Source organism: Fictibacillus nanhaiensis (genome assembly GCF_023715445.1).
Classification (GTDB): Bacteria; Bacillota; Bacilli; order Bacillales; family Fictibacillaceae; genus Fictibacillus; species Fictibacillus nanhaiensis_D.
The window spans coordinates 68409-90202 of the sequence record NZ_JAMBOD010000006.1; the positions used below are offsets into that span (position 1 = coordinate 68409).

At 41.0% G+C, this 21794-nt stretch carries 20 protein-coding genes; 9 read left to right on the forward strand and 11 right to left on the reverse strand.

Features of this window, described 5'->3' with window-relative positions; all coding sequences use genetic code 11:
* The first annotated feature begins 12 nt into the window (after positions 1-12).
* The 3 genes from proB (at position 13) to M3196_RS15725 (ending at position 3555) form a co-directional block, all read left to right on the forward strand.
* Positions 13-1146: a glutamate 5-kinase gene (gene proB, locus M3196_RS15715; protein ID WP_251323266.1), complete on the forward strand. Its 1134-nt coding sequence runs from the start codon at positions 13-15 to the stop codon at positions 1144-1146.
* A 55-nt stretch (positions 1147-1201) separates the two neighbouring features.
* Positions 1202-2473 (forward strand): glutamate-5-semialdehyde dehydrogenase, encoded by a 1272-nt coding sequence (locus M3196_RS15720; RefSeq protein ID WP_251323267.1) that lies wholly within the window; start codon positions 1202-1204, stop codon positions 2471-2473.
* A gap of 113 nt (positions 2474-2586) precedes the next feature.
* Positions 2587-3555, forward strand: coding sequence for a nuclease-related domain-containing protein (locus M3196_RS15725; RefSeq protein WP_251323268.1), 969 nt, complete (start codon positions 2587-2589; stop codon positions 3553-3555).
* A 237-nt stretch (positions 3556-3792) separates the two neighbouring features.
* Here M3196_RS15725 and qoxD read toward each other — a convergent pair whose 3' ends face one another.
* The 6 genes from qoxD to M3196_RS15755 all read right to left on the reverse strand — a co-directional run bounded on the left by qoxD (position 3793) and on the right by M3196_RS15755 (position 10531).
* Positions 3793-4203, reverse strand: a complete 411-nt coding sequence (qoxD, locus tag M3196_RS15730; RefSeq protein ID WP_251323269.1) for a cytochrome aa3 quinol oxidase subunit IV — start codon at positions 4201-4203, stop codon at positions 3793-3795.
* Entirely contained in the window at positions 4196-4816 is a 621-nt protein-coding gene (gene qoxC, locus M3196_RS15735; RefSeq protein ID WP_251323270.1) for a cytochrome aa3 quinol oxidase subunit III, read from the reverse strand. The genes qoxD and qoxC overlap by 8 nt, the downstream gene beginning before the upstream one ends.
* Before the next feature lie 14 nt (positions 4817-4830).
* Positions 4831-6771, reverse strand: a complete 1941-nt coding sequence (gene qoxB, locus M3196_RS15740) for a cytochrome aa3 quinol oxidase subunit I (protein WP_251323271.1) — start codon at positions 6769-6771, stop codon at positions 4831-4833.
* Positions 6772-6789: 18 nt separating this feature from the next.
* Positions 6790-7758, reverse strand: coding sequence for a cytochrome aa3 quinol oxidase subunit II (gene qoxA / locus M3196_RS15745; RefSeq protein WP_251323272.1), 969 nt, complete (start codon positions 7756-7758; stop codon positions 6790-6792).
* A 407-nt stretch (positions 7759-8165) separates the two neighbouring features.
* A complete protein-coding gene (locus tag M3196_RS15750) occupies positions 8166-8942 on the reverse strand; it encodes a hypothetical protein (protein ID WP_251323273.1) in 777 nt (258 codons plus the stop codon).
* Between the two features lie 236 nt (positions 8943-9178).
* Positions 9179-10531 (reverse strand): L-cystine transporter, encoded by a 1353-nt coding sequence (locus M3196_RS15755; RefSeq protein ID WP_276531411.1) that lies wholly within the window; start codon positions 10529-10531, stop codon positions 9179-9181.
* 307 nt (positions 10532-10838) lie between these two features.
* Here M3196_RS15755 and M3196_RS15760 point away from each other — a divergent pair, with 307 nt between their 5' ends.
* A complete protein-coding gene (locus tag M3196_RS15760; protein WP_251323275.1) occupies positions 10839-11408 on the forward strand; it encodes a DJ-1/PfpI family protein in 570 nt (189 codons plus the stop codon).
* Here M3196_RS15760 and M3196_RS15765 read toward each other — a convergent pair whose 3' ends face one another.
* The gene (locus M3196_RS15765; protein ID WP_251323276.1) at positions 11409-12125 is read right to left on the reverse strand and encodes a 5-formyltetrahydrofolate cyclo-ligase; all 717 of its coding nucleotides are present in this window, start codon (positions 12123-12125) and stop codon (positions 11409-11411) included. It lies immediately after the preceding gene.
* A 123-nt stretch (positions 12126-12248) separates the two neighbouring features.
* Here M3196_RS15765 and M3196_RS15770 point away from each other — a divergent pair, with 123 nt between their 5' ends.
* From M3196_RS15770 to M3196_RS15780, 3 genes are all read left to right on the forward strand, one after another.
* A complete protein-coding gene (locus M3196_RS15770; RefSeq protein ID WP_251323277.1) occupies positions 12249-12701 on the forward strand; it encodes a DUF2269 family protein in 453 nt (150 codons plus the stop codon).
* Between the two features lie 64 nt (positions 12702-12765).
* Complete coding sequence (locus tag M3196_RS15775; protein ID WP_251323278.1) at positions 12766-12927, forward strand: hypothetical protein; 162 nt, start codon at positions 12766-12768, stop codon at positions 12925-12927.
* A gap of 139 nt (positions 12928-13066) precedes the next feature.
* Positions 13067-14623 (forward strand): ABC-F family ATP-binding cassette domain-containing protein, encoded by a 1557-nt coding sequence (locus M3196_RS15780; protein WP_251323279.1) that lies wholly within the window; start codon positions 13067-13069, stop codon positions 14621-14623.
* A gap of 37 nt (positions 14624-14660) precedes the next feature.
* On the opposite strand, the gene M3196_RS15785 is transcribed toward M3196_RS15780, so the two are convergent.
* Both M3196_RS15785 and M3196_RS15790 read right to left on the reverse strand, forming a co-directional pair.
* Positions 14661-15638 (reverse strand): nuclease-related domain-containing protein, encoded by a 978-nt coding sequence (locus tag M3196_RS15785; protein WP_251323280.1) that lies wholly within the window; start codon positions 15636-15638, stop codon positions 14661-14663.
* Positions 15639-15877: 239 nt separating this feature from the next.
* Positions 15878-17779 carry an ABC-F family ATP-binding cassette domain-containing protein gene (locus tag M3196_RS15790; protein WP_251323281.1) on the reverse strand — a complete coding sequence of 634 codons (1902 nt, stop codon included), beginning with the start codon at positions 17777-17779 and terminating at the stop codon, positions 15878-15880.
* A gap of 421 nt (positions 17780-18200) precedes the next feature.
* Between M3196_RS15790 and putP the strand changes: the two genes are divergently transcribed.
* Positions 18201-19682, forward strand: a complete 1482-nt coding sequence (gene putP / locus M3196_RS15795) for a sodium/proline symporter PutP (protein WP_251323282.1) — start codon at positions 18201-18203, stop codon at positions 19680-19682.
* Between the two features lie 37 nt (positions 19683-19719).
* Here the strand turns inward: putP and fni are convergent, their stop codons facing one another.
* Entirely contained in the window at positions 19720-20745 is a 1026-nt protein-coding gene (gene fni, locus M3196_RS15800) for a type 2 isopentenyl-diphosphate Delta-isomerase (RefSeq protein WP_251323397.1), read from the reverse strand.
* 293 nt (positions 20746-21038) lie between these two features.
* Between fni and M3196_RS15805 the strand changes: the two genes are divergently transcribed.
* Complete coding sequence (locus tag M3196_RS15805; RefSeq protein ID WP_251323283.1) at positions 21039-21545, forward strand: GNAT family N-acetyltransferase; 507 nt, start codon at positions 21039-21041, stop codon at positions 21543-21545.
* Positions 21546-21592: 47 nt separating this feature from the next.
* On the opposite strand, the gene M3196_RS15810 is transcribed toward M3196_RS15805, so the two are convergent.
* Positions 21593-21772: a hypothetical protein gene (locus tag M3196_RS15810; protein WP_251323284.1), complete on the reverse strand. Its 180-nt coding sequence runs from the start codon at positions 21770-21772 to the stop codon at positions 21593-21595.
* Between the last annotated feature and the right edge of the window lie 22 nt (positions 21773-21794).

Below are 21794 nucleotides of genomic sequence, written 5' to 3' on the forward strand. Positions count from 1 at the left end.
TTAACACCAGATATGGATTTAAATGAAACAAGAAAAAAACGTATCGTAATTAAAATAGGATCCAGCTCATTAACGAGCGGACTTGGTGATATCAGCAGACGTAAATTAGAGCGTCTTGTAGATGAAGTCGTGAAATTAAAAGATGAAGGACACGAAGTATTGCTGGTTTCGTCCGGTGCAGTTGCAGCAGGCTACAGGCGTTTAGGATGTCTTAACCGTCCTACGACGTTAGCAGAAAAACAAGCGGCAGCATCTATCGGACAAGGCCTTCTAATGGAAGCTTATTCTGAAAGATTTGTTTCTCATGGCTATACAGCTTCACAGATCTTAATTACCCGCAGCGACTTTTCTGACCGTGATCGCTACCACAATGCACGTAATACAATTAACGTTCTATTAGACCGAGGTATTATTCCGATCGTTAACGAAAATGACACAGTCACCGTTGAGCGCCTAAAGTTCGGAGACAACGATACACTTTCTGCAAAAGTTGCGGGACTCGTTGATGCGGATCAATTGATCATACTTTCGGATATCGATGGTTTATATACAGAAGATCCTAGAAGGAATCCTGAAGCTAAGCTATTGACGAAAGTAAGCGAACTTACACCAGAAATTGAGGAATCCGCGGGTGAACCCGGAAGTGAAGTGGGTACAGGCGGAATGCGTTCCAAAATTGATGCTGTCAAGATCGCAATGGCTTCCGGCATCCCTTCATTCTTGGGTAACGCAACTGGTAAAGACATCATCCATAAAGCTGTTTATGGAGATGCGCGGGGAACTTATTTTGTTCCTGAAAAAAATGATTTCAACCTGGATACGAAGCTTCAATGGATTGCATTCCATTCAGGTCCAGAAGGTGAAATCGTCGTTACGAATAAAGCCAAAAAAGGCATTGATGATCTGAAGAGCCTTTATCCTACAGGAATTCATTATGTAAGTGGACACTTTAAAAAGGGTTCTGTCGTCCGAATAAAAGATCTTGATGGCAATGAAGTTGGATTAGGTGTATCAAATTATTCCTCTAAACAGCTTATTAAAATTAAGGGCTTCTCAACTGACGAACTTGAAGAAGCTGGTCCACAAGAAGCCATAAATAATGATGATCTAGTGTGTCACACACGTTTAGCTGTACCAATCCACTAAGGTAAATTTGAGGGAAAAATTAAACAAACGTTTAAAAATTACAAGGAGGCGTTGGATGAGTACTTTTAAAAGTACAACCAAACTATTGAATGTAAAAGAGCAGGCAAAGCTTGCACAGAAAGCTTCAAAAAAGCTTGCCTTACTAACTGAAAAAGAAAAAAATGAAGCTTTATTAGTAATCGCTGATTTCTTAGAAAAAGAGTCAGCATTCATTTTAGAAGAGAATAAGAAAGATTTATTAAACGGTGAAGAAAAAGGCTTTTCCGATGCTCTTATGGACCGTCTGCGCCTGACTTCAGACCGTGTAAAGGAATTTGCTGAAGGACTTCGTGAAGTTGTTGAACTGCAAGATCCTGTCGGTGAGATTTTATCCGGCTGGACTTTGAACAACGGGCTAAAAGTTGAGCAAGCACGTGTTCCATTGGGTGTTATTGGAATGATCTATGAGGCCCGTCCGAACGTAACTGTGGACGCTACAGGTCTCGCATTAAAATCAGGCAACGCTATTGTGCTAAAAGGCGGATCAAATGCAATTCACTCTAACTCTGCAATTGTATCTGTCATTCATAAAGCGCTTGCGGATACAAAGATTCCTGAGGATGCTGTACAGTTTATTGCTTCAACAGATCGTGAGGCTGCCGGGCAGTTGTTTACGATGAAGGAACACATTGACGTGTTGATTCCTCGTGGAGGTGGTGCTCTGATTCAAACAGTCGTTGAGAATGCGACTGTACCTGTGCTGGAAACAGGTGTAGGTAACTGCCACATCTATGTTGACCAGTTTGCAGATGTTGAAAAAGCATTGGCCATTATGGAAAATGCAAAAACAGACCGACCTGCTGTATGTAATGCAGCCGAGACGTTTATTTTTCATGAGGCTTGGTTAGAGCAACACAAAGATAAAGTTCAAGCTCTTTTTGAAAAGCATGATATTGAAGTTCATGGTGACGAAAAGGCTGCCAAGTTGCTGCCAGACGTTATCCCAGCAACTGAGAAAGACTGGGCTGAGGAATATTTAAGCCTAGCTGTAGCTGTGAAAGTTGTTAGATCAGCGGGAGAAGCGGTAGCCCACATTGAGCGTTATGGAACGAAGCATTCAGAAGCTGTGGTGACAGAAGATGCTGAGACTGCACTAACTTTCTTGAATAACGTTGACGCTGCTGCCGTATACCAAAATGCTTCAACACGTTTCACGGATGGCTCAGCACTTGGATTTGGAGCTGAGATCGGAATCTCTACGCAAAAGCTTCATGCTCGTGGGCCGATGGGCTTGCCAGCCCTTACTACGATTAAATATCGTATGACTGGTGATGGTCAGGTTAGATAATAATCTTGAATGTGAGTTTGAGAGCAGTCTCGCTATTGCGGGGCTGTTTTTTATTGTTTTATAGGCAGGTAAAACTTCAGTTAAGAAGAATAGTTAAGCAAAGGAGGACGACCATGTTAGTTAAAAATCGTTCAAAGTCGCTTAGAATTAAGAAGCTGGAGGTGTTTCAACGGCGTTTAATTCAAAACCACCCGAGGCTACTACCTATTTTAGATGAATTAGGCGGAAGACTCGCAGGACACCATGGTGAACAATCCAATGATTATTTTTTAAAGCCCTTCTTGAGCAAGGACTATTGTGTTCTTCATGACTTGAGGCTGGCTGCCCATGACAGCTTTTTTCAGATCGATACTCTTCTCATATCCTCGCGCTACATTTTAATCCTCGAAGTTAAATATATCACTGGCACTTTACATTTTGATCACCTCCATTTGGTCATCCGAATCCGAGACGACGGTACGGAAGAAGCCTTTCAAAATCCTATTTTTCAAGTAAAGCGCCAGCGTTCGCATTTAACTGATTGGCTGTCTAGAAATCGTGTTCCTAATATCCCTATCCATTCTCTAGTTGTAATGAGTAACCCCAGAACCATCATCAAATCCCTTCCCTCTCATAAAGACGTACTTCAATATGTCACCCATAGTCCTTATCTACAAGAACGAATTCAAGTTTTCGATAAGATGCATTCTGTTGAGAAGCTGACGAAAAAAGAGATCACAAAGCTTTCGAAGCTGCTCGTACGACACCACACTCCCGAAAATCCCGACTTATTAAAAAGGTATCAGGTTGAAGAAAAGGATATTATCAAAGGTGTTTATTGTACTAAGTGCTTTTATATGCCTGTTGTAAGGAAGTACGGGGCTTGGTTTTGTTCAAAGTGTTCTTTGAAGTGCATAAATCTCCATTTACCTACTCTTGAAGATTACGCTCTTCTGTATGGAACTTCTATTTCAAATAAACAATTTTGCGATTTTCTTCAGATTTCGTCAAGGCATTTAGCAAAAAGGCTATTGACTAATATGAATCTCCACAGTGTCGGGGAGAATAAAGGGCGAAGATATATTTTACCTAGTCCAAAGTAAAAAATTTGCTCATGTATTAGTAAGGTGCCTATATAATTCGTATGGCGCTCATATAATTCGTATGGCGCTCATATATCTCGTATGGCGCTCATATACTTTCAAAGTGTTCAATCTACTGCAAGAATGTTATAAACCAAATATATAGCTAGGAGGCTCTCGCCCAACGAGAGCCCACAACATCCAATTCCCATACAAAAAAGCCTCCTGCTACCAAAAGCAAGAGGCTTTTTTTCAATATTAATGACTCCCATGCTCCTCAGAATCATGTTCACCGCCATGGTTTTCACGGTTCTCAGTCTTCGGTTTGTCATGTTTGTCGTGCTTTGCATGGCCTGCTGTCATTACCCAGACAGAGCCGATGACGATGACGATCGCTACGAACGCGGCAAATAGGATGTTACCTACTTGTACACGGCCGGTTAGCTTCGTGTTCGTCGAGTTCTCTGTCACGTGCATGAACATCAATAGCTGCAAGGCAGCTTGCAGGAACGCAAATCCAAAAATAATAATCAAAATCCACGTCAGAGACAAGTCAGTCCCCAGGGCAACCCATAATGCGAACAACGTTAGCACGATGGACAGCACGAAACCAACTAAGTGCTTCCATGGGAAACCGCCATGTCCGTTAACTTCTGTCTTATTAGCCATGATGCATCACCATCCCCATCAGATAAACGGCAGTGAAGATAAAGATCCACACTACGTCTAAGAAGTGCCAGTATAGACTGGTGATGAAAACTTTTGCAGAAGTGGCTGGCGTAAGACCACGCTTGGCCACTTGGATCAAGACCATCGTTACCCAGAAGATACCAAACGTTACGTGGGCACCGTGGGTACCTACAAGAACGAAGAATCCTGACCATGCTGCACTCGTACCGATGTTTGCGCCCTCATGGATGAAGTGCAGGAACTCCTGAATTTCGAAGTAAAGGAATCCAAGACCTAAACCCAGTGTGATAATCATCCAAAGCATCAAGCCTTTTACATTATGACGGCGCATTTCGTGAACAGCGAGTCCGCAAGTGAAACTACTTGTTAGAAGCAAGAAGGTTTGAATCAACAAACTCTTCACTTCAAACAGTTCACCAAGCGCCGGACCATCTGCAATACGATGTGTTAAAACCATATATGTTGCGAATAGCGTTGCGAATAACGCAATTTCTGCCCCTAGGAAGATCCAGAAACCGAGAATGTTTAAACGCCCGACCTCTGAACGATACTCTAAAGGCGTGTTGGGGTCGTGTGTTTCTGCATGTGCCATTTTTTCACGCCTCCTTATTTAGATATCTTTTCTGTTTCGATTACTTCTTCAACACTTACATAATACCCATCGTCATATTCAAATGAACGGTAGATCAATGTTCCAATTACACCAATCAATCCGATGATCGCCATCCACATCCAGTCGAATACAAAACCGAATCCGAGAACGAAGAAGAACGATCCCATGATGAACGGTACACCAGAGTTATTAGGCATATGAATCTTTTTAATATCTTTAGCTGTCAGCTTCTCTACCTTGCCTTCTTGCTTCTGTCTCCAGAAATGGTCAAGACCTGTTACCTCTGGAATTTTAGCAAAGTTATAGAATGGCGGCATCGCTGCTGGAGTTGACCATTCAAGCGTACGTCCACCCCAAGCGTCACCAGTTGTTTCACGCTTCGCGAAACGGAAGCTGTAGTACATGTTGTATACGAGTACCAAGAACGCAATACCCATCATGAAACCACCGATTGTAGATAACATGTTCAATGGACCCCAGCCAGACTCTTCACTGTACGTGTATACACGTCTTGGCATACCGTCTAGACCAAGGAAATATTGAGGCATGAAACATACGTTAAATCCGATTGTGAACAACCAGAATACCCACTTACCGATACGTTCGTTCAGCTTGTAGCCAAACATTTTTGGATACCAGTAGATTAGACCTGCAAAACAGCCAAACACTGTACCAGCGATCAGCACATAGTGGAAGTGAGATACCAGGAAGTAAGTGTTGTGGTACTGATAGTCAGCAGCTGCCATTGCAAGCATGACACCTGTAACCCCGCCGACTACGAAGTTCACGATAAAACCTAGTGACCAAAGCATCGGCGTTGTAAACTGAATCTTACCTCTGTACATCGTGAACAGCCAGTTAAAGATCTTAACCCCTGTCGGAATACCGATCGCCATTGTTGTAATGGAGAATACAGAGTTAACGGCTGCTCCTGAGCCCATCGTAAAGAAGTGGTGGACCCATACCAAGAAACTGTATCCAGCGATAAGAAGCATAGACCAGATCATGGCCTTATAACCAAACAACGTTTTCTTAGAGAACGTAGAAATAATTTCTGAGAAAATACCGAATGCCGGCAAGATTACGATATATACCTCTGGGTGACCCCATAACCAGAAGAGGTTTGCCCAAAGCATATCCATCCCTTCCCCTTGAAGAGTAAAGAAATGACTTCCGAATAAACGGTCAAATGACATAAGTGCTAGTGCTACTGTTAAAATTGGGAATGCGAAAATAATGATAACCATTGTTACAAGCGATGACCAAGTAAACATTGGCATACGGAACAATGTCATTCCTGGTGCACGCATCTTAAGTATCGTAACAAGGAAGTTAATACCGGTTAACAGTGTACCGATACCCGCAATCTGCAGACCCCATAAGTAGTAGTTCTGCCCTGGTCCCGGACTGAGTTCGTTACTTGCAAGCGGCATGTAACTCGTCCAGCCTGCTGATGGTGATCCACCGATAACAAATGAGATGTTAAACAGCATAGCACCGATAAAGAACGTCCAGAAACTTACTGCGTTCAAATATGGATAAGCTACGTCACGAGCTCCAATCTGCAACGGTACAACTACGTTAATAATACCTATTAAGAACGGCATCGCCATGAAGATGATCATGATCGTACCATGTGTTGTAAAGATCTCGTTATAGTGCTGTGAATCAAGGAACTTTGCTTCAGGAACCGCGAGCTGTGTACGCATTAAGAGCGCATCGACACCACCGCGGAACAACATGAGCACAGCGGAAACGATATACATGATACCAAGTTTTTTATGATCAACAGTTGTAAGCCATTCAGTCCAAAGCCATTTCCACTTTTTATATCTAGTCATGTAAAACAGGATTCCCGCCATTGTTAAGACAATGGAAACGTCAGCCCCATAGATGAGCGGGTCGCCTGTTACGAAAAATTCATCCCATTTCATATTAAGTTGCCTCCTCTGTTAATGGGCATGTGAATCCCCATGAGACTCTGATTCTTCTTGTTTCTTCTTCTTTTCTTCTTCACGCTTCTTCTTTGCTTCTTTAGAGTGAGGGATAAGCGGCTCATAGCCCAATCGCTCACGAGCTTTAATTGCATAATCAGCTTCATCAGCATGGTTAACAAAATCTAAATGAGTAGAAGAAAACGTCATTTCTTTAACGTGGCCAGGCAGCATCAGCTTGTCATACTGCTCCTTGGTCAGTTCAGGAGCTTCAGCTTTCGCTTCACTCGCCCACTTTTCAAACTCTTCATCTGACATAGCCATTACATCAAACGTATGATCTGTGAACCCTTCTCCTGTAAAGTTGGAGTTTCGTCCCTCATACGTTCCTTGCTCATCAGCTTGCAAGTAAAGCTCTGTCTCCATACCAGCCATCGCATACTTTTGACCGCCTAGCTGAGGTACCCAGAATGATGCCATAGAATCGGCTGAAGTCAGTTTAAATAGTACAGGCCGATCTTCTGGGATATGAAGATAGTTCACTGTTTCGATGTCTTGCTCAGGGTAAGTAAACACCCATTTCCAATCTACAGATGTAGCGTTGATGACCAATGGTTTTTGATCTTTCGTCTCTTCAGGAGGTCCTTCTAGCGAGTAGATCGTTTTAACCGTTGGAACAGCCAATGCAATGGTAATAATAATAGGAATGATCCACCAAATCGTCTCAAGCAAATGACTTCCTTCATTATCAGGATCATAGCCCTTATGATTTTTGCGGTCACGGTATTTATAAACAATAAAAGCAGTAAGTGCATAAACGACTAACAAAATAAAAAGCATAAACCAGATCGAATACATAATAAGGTCCTTTTGCTGCTCACCTACAGGCCCTTTAGGATCTAGAACAACCATATCGCTGCAGCCGCTAAGCATGAACACGGCCATCAATAACCCGAATGTTATAAACGGCTTCAACCGTTGCATCACCAGGTCCACCTTCCTTTCTCTATTTAAAAAGCATTTCTTTTGCCTAATAAAACGAACCAAAGTGATTATAGTACATTGTGAAACAAATCACAATGGATATCACAGGCAAAAACAAATGACAAAAAACCTTTGCCCTCATAATATCAGAATCCCTTGAAATGTGGCTTACCCGTAAACAAATGTCACGAGAACTTCAAATAAAGCTCACAACTTTATCACACTTTTGACATACAATGTTCACGAATTTGGAAGAGCCTTCATCTACTGGTAACCGTTTATTTACTTTTTGAAAGTTCAGTTTTTAATTTTTACCCTAATTGGTAAACCTTCACACCTGTTACATTGAATTTTTACAAATAAAAAAAACGCAGGACATGATGAATCTTGCGCCATTTTTTTATAAATTATTATCGAATAATTCTCGTTATAGTTGTTCCCAAACCATTCGGCGGCAACTGGTTGCCTCTTCTTACTGATGTGATCGCACAAATAGGAATGAGAATAGGGATGGCAAGTTGAAGAATGATGGTTCCGCAATTTACTTTTACAATTCTTCCAATTTCAATTGCATTGCCTTCAAGAGTAATTGTCACTTCTTTACCCATGCATTTTCTGAGTTCATCCCTTAAGGACTCCGTACAGATGTCTTCTATGCATTCACAATGACATTTTAGTTTACATACTTTTGTATGGTTAGCGATACCGCATAGAGAATTAGGACTATTAAATTGAATGACACTCGTAATCGCGCATAATGGAATAATATAAACGGTTTGAATAAGATTATCCCTTAAAATGATAAATCCGCATCTAACATCTAATAATGTTCCATCTATCGGGGTAACAGGGGTGGTTATCCCCATATCTTTCCCGATGCAAGATTGGAGCTCTTTTCTTAGCTCTCTAATGCATTCATTTTCTGTACATTTACAGTCACAGTGCAAACAAGTATCATGCTGCTGTTTTTTTTGTAAAAAATCACATGCTGTCGTCTGAACCGGATCAAAAGCAATCCCACATGCCAAAGCAAGAATATCACATATTTTTATTAAAATTGGACCTGTGATTTGTTGAATTTCACTTTCAACGATTATTGTTCCGCAATCTACTTTAATCAATCTTCCCACAATAAAGATTACGCCCGGAATATTTGCCCTTGTTAATACCGTAATCCTCTTTCCCACAATCTTTCTTAATTGCTCCCTAAGATCTCTTGTACAAATACTTTCACCACACTTGCATTTATCACACTTTAGTTTTTTTGGGTTAGGTTGTAAATTCCCGCAACTCACAAAGAGTTCCTCCACTCCATTTTTAAACTTTATGTATTCTATGCAGATATTGGGACAACCGTTCATGCTTTTACCAAACAAAAAAAACGACCTAGCCCTTTCAGGCAAGATCGTTCTTCTACTCTGACTTATGCACTTACTTCAACTTGATTTTCACTATCATTATAAGCATCAGTATCTAGTTGTTTCTGTACTTTACTTGTTAATAGCCCGGATGTCATCGCACCACTCACATTGACTGCAGTACGACCCATATCAATCAATGGTTCAACTGAGATTAAAAGACCAGCCAGCGCAATTGGAAGATCCATGGCAGACAATACAAGTATCGCTGCAAAAGTTGCTCCTCCACCAACACCTGCTACACCAAATGAGCTAAGCGCTACAACTACAATGAGCGTCAATAAGAACGATGGTGACAACGGATCGATCCCTACAGTCGGAGCAATCATCACAGCAAGCATTGCTGGATAGATTCCGGCACAGCCGTTCTGACCGATCGAAAGTCCGAATGAACCTGAGAAATTCGCGATTCCATCAGGTACACCCATGCTCTTCTGTGTACGGATGTTTAAAGGAAGCGCCCCTGCACTTGTACGAGATGTAAAGGCAAAGGATAGAACCGGGAATGATTTTTTCATATATGTGATTGGATTCAATCCAGCAAACGTCAGTAACAACAAGTGAATTCCAAACATGATCAGCAATGCTACATATGACGCAATAACGAACTTACCAAGCTTTGCGATCGCACCCATATCGCTAAGTGCTACCGTTTTTGTCATTAACGCAAGCACTCCGTATGGTGTTAAACGAAGAATTAATGTAACAACGCGCATGATTACAGAGTAAAAAGCATCAACAATCTTCGCAAACAGTTCAGCGTGTTCCTCCTGCTTACGCTTCACTCCAAGGTAAGCAATTCCAAGGAATGCCGCAAATATGACAACTGCTATTGTTGAAGTTGGTCTAGCTCCTGTGAAATCTAAAAACGGATTCGCAGGAAGTAAAGATAAGATCTGCTGCGGCAGTGTTAAGTCTTTCACTTCTGCAAAAGTACCTTCCATCTGCTCACCGCGTGCTGTTTCTGCCTCACCCTGTTCGATTTGAACTGCTTCTAAATTAAACGCAACAGATGTTCCAATACCGACAACCGCTGCTATTGCTGTAGTTCCAATTAAAATCCCGATGATCAATCCGCTTAATTTTCCAATATTACCTTTTAGATTCAAACGAGTGAACGCAGAAAGAATGGAAATGAACACAAGCGGCATAACAATCATTTTTAAGAATGTTACATAACCGCCGCCAACTAGATTGAACCAATCCGTTGATTTTGCGGCAACTTCAGAATCTGCTCCATAGCCGTATTGGAGTACAAGACCGAAGAGTATTCCTAATCCAAGGCCTGTAAATACACGTTTAGAAAAGGAAACGTGCTTCTTTTGCATGTAAAACAAAACACCTAAAAGTATAAGCATAATTGCAATATTTGATAATACCAAGTAAGTAGTCACCTACAAGTCCCCCCTTTAGTTAACTAAAATAAATTAATACAATAAATCCTATCTGTCAAGTAGGAATTACTGAGGGATTACTTTTAACACCAACCAAGCCTTTCCCAAAAGAAAGAACTAGCCCTTAGTGTGATGATGTCTTCATAATTTTGAGAATATATTTAGTTGTGTTTCAGATATATTCTTCAAAGAAATAAATTATGCTTGTTTTTGTAGCACATTCCTATGAGCAGGTGCTAAAATTTGGTTATACATAAGGGAGGGCAAATTTATGAAAAAAGTGTTGCTGTTTGTTTATGATTCTTTTGCTGAATTTGAAATTTCGATTTTAATCACTTGTTTAAATGGTTCCGATTATGAACTCGTTACTTGTTCACCCTATTCACCAGGCAAAACCGTTACGTCCACAGGAAAGCTGAAAATCATGGCTGATATTACGGTTGATGAGGTTAATACTGATGATTATGCAGCACTTATTATCCCTGGTGGCAATCCTTATCATTTACTAGAAGAAACTAAAGTTACTAAGATGATTCGTTCTTTCTTCGATAGCAGCAAATTGGTCGGTGCTATTTGCGGGGGACCTGCTTTGTTGGGTGGAGCCGGAATTTTGAATCATATAAAATACACAGCTTCACTCACTCCAAATGACACACAGTACCAGCCTTACCTAAACTGGGATAATAAGTGTGAAGAACATTTGGTTGTTGATCAAAATGTGGTCACTTCAACGGGTTCGAACTATATCATTTTTGCTGAAGAAATTTTAAGACAGTTAAAAATCGTCCCTGCCGAGGAAAAAAGTCCGCTTTTATATTTTAAAGAACCTTCCATGTCGTAATTACTTTTTGGAAAGCATGTTCTTAATTTCTTTTAGTACAGGCATGATTTCCATGTCTTCTTCACTTACTTTGTCCCAAACGATCCCTGTTGGTTTTGGATAAGGAGATTTCGTTTCAATCAAGCCTTTTTCCGTTGCAATCCAATCAACCGTTAAATCAAACACATCAACAGGGATTTCATCTTCAACAAGCTGAGCGCTCTGAATAGACGTAATCACTGGCACTTCCTTGTTGCCCAGTTCGCAGATAATCGCATATTCACGATCAGCATACCCCTCGCCTTTTCCTAATCGTCTTCCGTCACGGTGTATCGCAACCGACCCCACAACAATCAAATCAATAGAAGGCATCTCAGCTAAAGAAAGAACTTTTCCATAGTTCATGATGCTCGTAAGACTTGCTGCTTTCCTTTCCTCTCCTTTTGGAACGCATTCCGGCTTCACTTGAATAAAACCGTCCTTAAGCCTTGGCGTCGGTACGAGCAGCATTTTTCCGTCTTTTATAATTTGTGTTCTTAACGGCAGCTGTGGTGAATCCGGATTGACTTTGATCACTCTCGCTTCTTTATACTCTTTCATTTCTGTTATGTATTTAGCCGCAGCCTCTGCTCCTTTAAAATTGGGAATCCTGTTTGTTAAAGGAAAAGGAAATCTCCCCAGCTTTTCTTCCTTCAGCTTGTTCCACACTTTATGTCTAATTTCATCCTTTTGGTTCATTTGAATACTCCTTTTCGATATTTTAGGACAAATATCCCGATAAAAGAAGGACTATTATCCTGTTTTACTTAATAAATTGAGGGGGGACTCAAAATTACTTTTTATTGAAATGGGGGTATTTACATGACACTATATGGATCGCTAGTCTTGATTCACATTATTGCGGCTATAGTCGGACTTGGTGCCAGCTTTGCAATGCCTGTTGTAACTAAATTTGCAAAAACAGCCAGCCAGGCTAGATTTGCGCTGGAACTGAACACTAAAATCGAAACATTACCGAAGATCGGAAGCTTAAAGCTGCTTGCTACAGGACTTTTATTAGGCTACTTAAATTCTGCACTGTTTAGCGAAGTTTGGTACATCTCTTCATTAGTAATTTATGTTTTGGCTCAAGTGCTTGTCATTGGTATCATTCTTAAAAAACAAAAACAGATGGGCGAAATTCTTGAATCCCACGAAGGTGATGAACTGCCAGATTCTTATCGAACCGTAGATAAACAACTTGATCCCTATGTTTATCTTTTACACGGTTTAGCTGTTGTACTAATCGTATTAATGGTTGTAAAACCATTTTAGCCGTTCATAAATTCTTCTTGTCTCGGGCACAATACGGTGTAAAGAGATGAGGAGTGAAAAACACATGGCACGCGGAAAAGAATTCGAACATAAGAAAAAAGGTCATCCAGGTCGTTTTCCGGATAACACACTTCAAAACAGACTCGTTCAAAAAAGCGACGAGACTGATTCAGCGAACCTCGCTACAAAAGAAGCTTTTAAGAATCGTACTGAAGAACAAGAATAATACACTTGAGCACTCTTGGAATATTTCTCCTTGGGTGCTTTTTCTTTGTCACGATTCGGCACGCACCTATTGAGTTCCTTCCCCATTCAATACTATAATCAAGAGGGTACAAATTACTGACAGAAAAGGTGTTATATAGATGAGTATTTTAACGGTAAAAGGCTTAAGCCACGGTTTTGGGGACCGGGCCATTTTTAATGATGTTTCTTTCCGTCTATTAAAGGGAGAACACATTGGATTAATCGGTGCGAATGGTGAAGGTAAATCTACCTTTATGAATATTATCACAGGCAAACTGAAGCCTGATGAAGGAAAAGTTGAATGGGCGAAAAAGGTGCGCGTAGGCTATCTGGATCAGCATACCGTTCTTCAAAAAGGAATGACAATTCGCGACGTACTAAAAAGTGCGTTTCAATATTTGCTTGATATGGAAACAGAAATGAACAGCATGTACGAAGAAATGGGTGAAGCTACACCTGAAGAGCTTGAGAAGCTTCTTGAGGACGTCGGTGTTATTCAAGACACCCTGACAAACAATGACTTTTATGTAATTGACGCAAAAGTTGAAGAAATCGCGCGCGGCCTTGGACTTGACGATATTGGCTTAGACCGTGACGTACATGACTTGAGCGGCGGACAGCGTACGAAAGTTCTATTGGCAAAACTTCTATTAGAAAAGCCGGAAATCTTGCTGCTCGATGAGCCGACAAACTATCTGGATGAGCAGCATATTGAGTGGCTGAAGCGCTATCTGCAGGAGTATGAAAATGCGTTTATCCTGATTTCGCATGACATTCCATTCCTAAACAGCGTTATTAACCTGATCTACCACATGGAAAATCAGGAACTGAGCCGCTATGTCGGTGATTACGATCACTTCAAATCCGTTCATGAGATGAAAAAATCTCAGCTCGAGTCTGCGTTTAAACGCCAGCAACAGGAAATTGCGGACCTAAAAGACTTTGTGGCGCGTAATAAAGCACGTGTTTCCACTCGTAATATGGCCATGTCCCGTCAGAAGAAACTGGATAAAATGGATGTTATTGAGTTGGCAAAAGAAAAGCCAAAGCCGGAGTTTAACTTCAAAGAAGCACGTACACCAAGCAAGCTTATTTTTGAAACAAAAGATCTTGTGATTGGTTACGATGAGCCATTGTCCAGACCGCTTAACCTGCGTATGGAACGCGGGCAAAAAATTGCGCTAGTCGGTGCGAACGGTATCGGTAAAACAACATTGCTGCGCAGTATTTTAGGTGAGATCAAACCTGTATCCGGTTCCGTTGAACGCGGTGAAAACTTGGAGATCGGCTACTTCGAACAAGAAGTAAAAACAGCAAACTATAACACATGTATTGAAGAGATCTGGAACGAGTTCCCTGGCTTCTCTCATCACGAAGTCCGTGCAGCTCTAGCGAAGTGCGGTTTAACAACAAAACACATCGAGAGCAAAGTAGAAGTGCTAAGCGGAGGAGAAAAAGCGAAAGTCCGCTTATGTAAGCTGATCAATCACGAAAATAACGTATTGGTACTCGATGAGCCGACAAACCACTTGGATGTAGAGGCGAAAGACGAGTTAATGCGCGCGTTGAAAACGTTCAAAGGAAGCGTTCTGCTGATCTCCCACGAACCTGAATTTTATAAAGAAGTCGCTAATGAAGTCTGGAACTGTGAAAGCTGGACGACTAAAGTGTTTTAATCGAATTTTTGAGCCCTCACTGATTAGGTGGGGGTTTTTATTTTGGGAGTGGAAGGGTGTAGGTTGCAGCTTTTCGTGAACCAGTTGATTTTAGGTCCATAGCACGGAGGAGTTTATACATACTGGTAGCGGATTGTACATGTAAGAAGTTTCGTAAACTTGCATTCTTAGCCTCAGTATTTAACAATAGTGCATAGTCATTAATAGCTTTAATATGAGCATAAGCATTTTTTTGAGAACATGATAAACAAATCCAGTTCCTCATTACTCTTTTCATCGGCAGAGTTCCACAATACGGACAGATAACACCGGTAGTTAATTCTTCTGTACTAATATCATACTGTTTTAAAACATTAATATCACTTTGTTTATTATTCTTAATTAGTCGTTTAGACAATTTTTTAATGTCTTTTTGAGAAAAACATCTGTTGTTATTCATAGTATTTAATTTGTGAATAGCCCGTATCAGATCTTTACCTCGTACGATCTTATTTAAACTCGTTTTATAATTTGGAGAGGTTCTGATTACTGAATGAATGTTTGTTACTACAACTAAATAAAATATAGGTATGTTTAAAATCTTATGACTGGCTAACCAATCCTTAAAACATGCAGCTTGAAATTCAACTTGTATGATAGGATCAGGAAATGCTTCTTCGATACCGTTTCTCGTACGGATCACTTGATTAAATTGATGGTCAAAATATAGATTTCCTATTAAGTTTTTAACCTCAATTAGCAAACAATACTTTGGAGTTATAATAAGAGAGTCAATTTGGAAATAAAGCTTTTGCAATTTATCTCTTGGAAGTCTTAAATCGTGGAAAATGTAATGATTTTCATCAGACAAGTCAGCTAAGTGGTAATCTAAAGATTTTTCTCCATTAAAACCAGCATTAAATTTTGCCCGATCACTTTGAATATTAGCTTTTTTGAAGGAATTAGAAGGAATTCGTTCTAATAATGAATCGAGTTTAAACAGAATTAAAGGCTTTGTTCTTTCTTTTACAATCAAATAATCACCTCGTCTTACTATTGCTTTTTAGTTCTATGTAGACACTCGATTTTCCTTGTGTGAAATGTGGAAATTTTATTTATAAGTCTTCAGAAAAATTTATAAGTCTTCAAAATTTTTTATAAGTCTTTAGAAAATTTTATAAGTCCTCAATTTTTTTTATAAGTCTTCACGGAATCCCCGCCTATTTAGGGGCATAAAAAAGCACCCCTTGCCAGTCAGCAAGAGGTGTACCATACTTAACTATCCAATTCTTCTACCAGCAGCGACAGCTCTTCCCAGCGTTCCATTGTCGCTTCGAGCTCTGTCTCTACTTTTTTCTGTTCCCCATAAAGCTCACTGATCCTGCCAAAATCACTGCCGGCTGCAACGATTTCAGCTTCAATCTGCTCTTTTTTCTCCTCTAGTGCCATAATGCGGTCTTCAATTGTGTCCCATTCTTGCTGCTCTTTATAAGATAGCTTTTTCCGCTTTTCTTTTCGTTGTGGAGCATCATCAACCAAAGCCGCAGTTTCCTTCTTAACAGAAGCTGCACGCTCTTCCCGTTCTTTTTTCTCCTCCATATAATCGGAGTAGCTGCCCTGGAACCTAATGACCGTGCCCTCTCCTTCAAATGCGAGCAAATGGTCCACTACACGATCCAAGAAATAACGATCATGCGAAACCGTTAAAACTACGCCAGGGAAGTTTTCCAGATACTCTTCTAAAATTCCGAGAGTCTGAATGTCCAGATCATTAGTAGGCTCATCCAGAAACAAAACGTTCGGCTCTTCCATCAGCACTTTCAGCATATAAAGACGGCGTTTCTCTCCGCCAGAGAGTTTACGAATATACATGTATTGCATATAGCGGGGGAAGAGGAACCTTTCCAGCATCTGTTCCGCTGTAATGGTCTGTCCATCGACAGTACTGATCACCTGAGCCGTTTCTTTAATGTAATCCACCACACGGAGATTTCCATCAAGTTCATCATGATCCTGCGTGTAATAGCCGATCTTCACCGTTTCACCGACTTCAACAGAACCTGAGTCAGGCTTCATTCTGCCTGCAAGCATGTTCAATAAAGTCGTTTTTCCGCTGCCGTTTGGTCCGATGATTCCGAGACGTTCGCCCGGAACGATGAGATAATCCAGTCCCTCAACTAGCTTCTTGCCATCAAGACTCTTGCTTAATCCCTCAACTTCAATCACCTTTTTACCGAGGCGCTGGGAGCCAATCGCGAATTCTACGGAACCTCTTGTAACCGGACCCGTTTCCTCTTGCAAGGTTTCAACTCGCTGAATACGGGCTTTTTGTTTAGTCGTACGTGCTTTTGCACCACGGCGAAGCCAAGCTAATTCGCGGCGGAGCGTATTTTGCCTCTTATCCTCATTTTGCAGGGCCATCTCTTCACGATCTGCTTTTTTCTCTAAATAGGTTTCATAATTTCCTTCGTAAACATAAAGTTTTCCGTTATCAAGCTCAAAGATATGGTTCGTTACTCGGTTTAGGAAATAACGGTCATGGGTAACCATTAAAAGCGAGCCTTTGTACCCAGCTAGGAAGGTCTCAAGCCATTCGACGGTTTCGTTATCAAGATGGTTCGTCGGCTCATCTAAAATCAAAAGATCTGCCGGCTGAATCAATGCTTTTGCGATTGCTACACGCTTTTTTTGCCCGCCACTTAAATGCTTAACTAACCTTGAAAAATCGCGAAGTCCAAGCTTTGTGAGGACGGTTTTCGCAACGGTGTTCGCTTCCCATGCTTCTTGCTCGTCCATTTTTTGCTGATGATCCATTAAACGCTGCAGCTTTTTCTCGTTTGTAGGATCTGCTTCAAGATCCAGCAAAGCTTGCTCGTAGTCGCGCATTGTACGCATGATAACTGAATCGCCGTAATAGATCTGCTCCAAGACAGAAAGCTCTTCGTCGAGCTCAGGCTCCTGGGCCACATATTCGATCTGAAATTGATTGGCATGCGTGATGCTGCCTTGTTCTGCAGGATCGATTCCCGCTAATGCTTTTAAAAGCGATGACTTTCCGGTACCATTCGGACCGAGCAAGCCGATTCTTTGTTTTTCACTAATGGAGAAAGAGATTTTATCAAAGAGGGTTTTCTCGCCGTATGTTTTATATAAATTTTCAACAAGTAGAATACTCAAAACGTTATCATTCCTTAGGGTCAAATTCTTTTATTCTATTGTAGCTCAACCGCGTCAGAATAGCATCTTTCCCATATGATTTGGGTTTTTTCTAAATATTTGTTATAGTGTTAAACATGTTCTGAAAAGGAGTGGGCACGTTTTTGCTCAAAACGGATGCCGCTATTTTCGATTAATTAAATGGCTTTGCTTTTTTCTTGTTGTTGATGCCGGGTAATATCACATTTCCGGTAATGTTTTTTATGCGTTTTTCCACCGCGCTTTTGACTTCAAGTTTTTTCTGTCGCTCCTCGCAATCTCTTTTTGCAAATAAAAAGCTCTAGTTTATTAACAACCTGTCATCTTTTTCATAAACTTGTTATCCGTTGAGCAAACTAACGTGACCCATTTCGTGAAAAAAGAAAAGGAGAGATTTTTTTACATGCAAATAGAAGTTATTATTTCTTTGATTATTTACATGATTGGTATGCTCTACATTGGGTATTGGGCATACAAGAAAACATCTGATTTGTCTGATTACATGCTTGGCGGCCGTGGACTTGGTCCTGGAGTAACTGCATTATCAGCTGGTGCATCCGATATGAGCGGGTGGATGCTCATGGGACTTCCTGGTGCGATGTTTGCAGATGGGTTAAGCAGTATTTGGATTGCAGTCGGTTTAACGATCGGTGCTTATCTGAACTATATTCTTGTTGCACCTCGTTTGCGTACGTACACAGAAGTTGCGGATGATTCGATCACCATTCCGGATTATCTTGAAAATCGGTTTAACGACACACAGAAAATTTTACGTATTGTATCAGGTATTGTTATTATCATCTTCTTTACTCTTTATGCTTCTGCAGGTTTAGTATCTGGAGGTAAGCTGTTTGAGAGTGCATTCGGTCTTGATTACATGACTGGTATGCTGTTAACTGTCGGAGTAGTAGTTGCTTACACATTGTTTGGTGGATTCCTCGCAGTAAGCTGGACGGACTTCGTACAGGGATGTATTATGTTTATCGCTCTTGTTTTGGTTCCAATCGTAGCCTTTACGAACGTGGGCGACACTCAAACACTGGTTGATACAGTACGTGGAGTAGATCCATCATTGCTGAATGTGACAAAAGGACTTTCATTTTTGGGTCTATTGTCTCTATTAGCTTGGGGATTAGGTTATTTCGGACAGCCGCATATCATTGTCCGCTTTATGGCCATCACATCTGTAAAAGAAATTAAAGCAGCCCGCCGAATTGGTATGGGCTGGATGATCATCTCCATTATCGGTGCAATGCTTACAGGATTTATAGGTATTGCTTGGTTTGAACAATCTGCACGGACACTTAAAGATCCAGAAACCGTGTTTATCGTGTTCGCTAACGTATTGTTCCACCCGTTTATTACTGGGTTCTTATTAGCTGCAATCCTGGCAGCCATCATGAGTACAATCTCTTCACAGCTGCTCGTCACATCATCAGCTGTTACAGAAGACTTTTATAAGCAGTTCTTAAAAAAGAATGCTTCTGACAAAGAACTCGTATTAATCGGGAGACTCGCAGTATTAACAGTTGCGGTAATTGCGGTACTTCTGTCACTTACTCCGAACGATACAATCCTTAGCCTTGTAGGTTATGCATGGGCAGGCTTCGGTTCAGCATTTGGACCGCTGATCTTACTAAGTCTTTACTGGAAACGCATGACAAAATGGGGTGCATTAGCAGGTATCATCGTTGGTGCAGTTACCGTTCTAGCATGGGTACAGTTCCCAGACTTGAAAGCTGAAGTATATGAAATGATTCCTGGATTCTTCTTGAGCATGATCGCTGTTATTTTAGTCAGCTTGGTAACAAAGGACCCTTCGAACAAAGTACAGAACCAATTCGAAGACATGGAAGAAACATTAGACAACAAAATAAATGAATAAATGAAAAAAGCGTTCCTGCTTTCAGGAGCGCTTTTTCTTATGATTTTTTTATCAAACGATTTGTTGCTTTAAGTTCATCAATATTTGCAGCACCGATTCCGAACATCGCAGCTTTAAGCTCAAATTCAATCCGGTCCATTTGTAAAAGCAAGGCATCAGCATTTTTCTCCACAGCTGATTGCAGTAAACTCCGGCCAAAGCCCGCAAGATCTGCGCCAAGAGCTAAAGTTTTCGCAGCATCGACACCATGCTTCAAGCCGCCGCTCGCGATTAAAGGAATGTCTTTTGATAATTCACGGACAGAAAGAATACTATCAGCTGTCGGGATACCCCAATCCAGAAAAGCTTCTGCAGCCTTTTTTCTTGCAGCATCTTCTGAACGATAACTCTCCACTTGAACCCAGGACGTTCCCCCGGCACCTGCAACATCAATAAATTGAACGCCTGCAGCTATCAGTCTCTCAGCAGATGCTTTATCAATCCCCATCCCAACTTCTTTGACTCCAACCGGAACAGATACCTCTCTTATCAGCTGCTCTATTTTAGAGAGTAGATTTGAAAAATCCGTATCACCCTCGGGTTGAAACACTTCCTGCAATGTATTTAAATGCAGGACTAGAGCATCTGCTTCTGCAATATCGACCGCCCGGTTGCACTCATCTGGACCAAAGCCGTAATTAAGCTGTACTGCCCCGACATTTGCAATAATCGGGATGTCAGGAGCCCGTTTTCTCATTTGAAACGTGTACGCAAGTTCCTCTTTTTCAACAGCAGCTCTCATCGAACCAAGCCCGATCGCCCAGCCTCTTTCCTGGGCGGCTGAAGCCAGATTCTGATTGATTTTATGTGCAGTTTCTGTTCCGCCAGTCATGGAACTGATCAAGAAGGGAGTCCTCATCGTTTTTCCTAAGAAATCCGCAGTTAGATTTACGTCCTTAAAAGATAACTCAGGCAAAGCATCCGGTAAAAAACGATAGTTTTCTAAACCTGTTGAAATATTCTTACCTTCTACGTCTTCATGCAAGCTAATCCGTATATGCTCTGTTTTCCGTTTTTCTGTCATGTCCTTAGGATCGTTCAATTTTAAATCCTCCCTTCCTGCTGTAACTCCGAAGTAACCATACCATTCCACTTTACCTTTTCTACTCATCATGCGCTACTAATGATATTTTCAAACAGGGGGGGGACTGACCCCCAACAATTTATTTCCCGCTTTAAAAAGGGGCAAACAGCCCTAGCCGTTTGCTCCTTTTCCATACATCTAATTCTGCATTTTTAATTTCCTATAAATTTAAGTGCTCCCACTTTATGATTTGTGTTAAACTACCAATTAAAACAATAAATGGGGGTTGTTGTATGGAGGTACGGTTACTCACACCCGATGACGCAAAAGTGTACTGGGAAATGCGTTTGGAGGCATTAAAAAATCATCCTGAAGCATTTGCTACGAGTTACGAAGAAGCGCTGCAACGGAAAAATCCGATCGAGCAAGTTGCCAGCCGACTGAAGGGCGAAGGTGATTACACATTCGGTGCTTTTCAGGGTGATGCCCTAATTGGAGCGGTCACTTTAGTGCAAGATAAAATCACAAAGATGAAGCACCGTGCTCACATTGTTGCGATGTACGTGAATCCAAACCACCGCAGGTCTGGCGCGGGAAAGGCACTCGTAGCAGCAGCTATCAGCCACGCTAAAGAGTTCTCTGAAATCATTAAAATAAATCTGACCGTAGTATCCAGCAATGAAAAAGCAAAAAAACTATACACTTCACTCGGCTTTAAAACATATGGAATCGAAGAAAAAGCATTAAATGTAAATGAAACTTACTATGATGAAGAATTGATGGTCCTTTTCCTTAAATAACATAAAAGTACACCAAAAAAAGCCTGCAATCGATATGCAGGCTTTCCTTACTTATGATTATCAGTCGAATGATCATTTTTATGTTCGAGATAGTTTTCTTCTTGATTTTTCGGCTTTTTCTTTCTGGTCTGACGCACGATTAGTATTACAATAATGATCACTAATAATAAGCTTACGTTTAAGAAGCCGCCTAAAAACCGAAAAATATCTGCCATAAAGTTATCCATGCTGCTTCACCTCTTTTCAGCA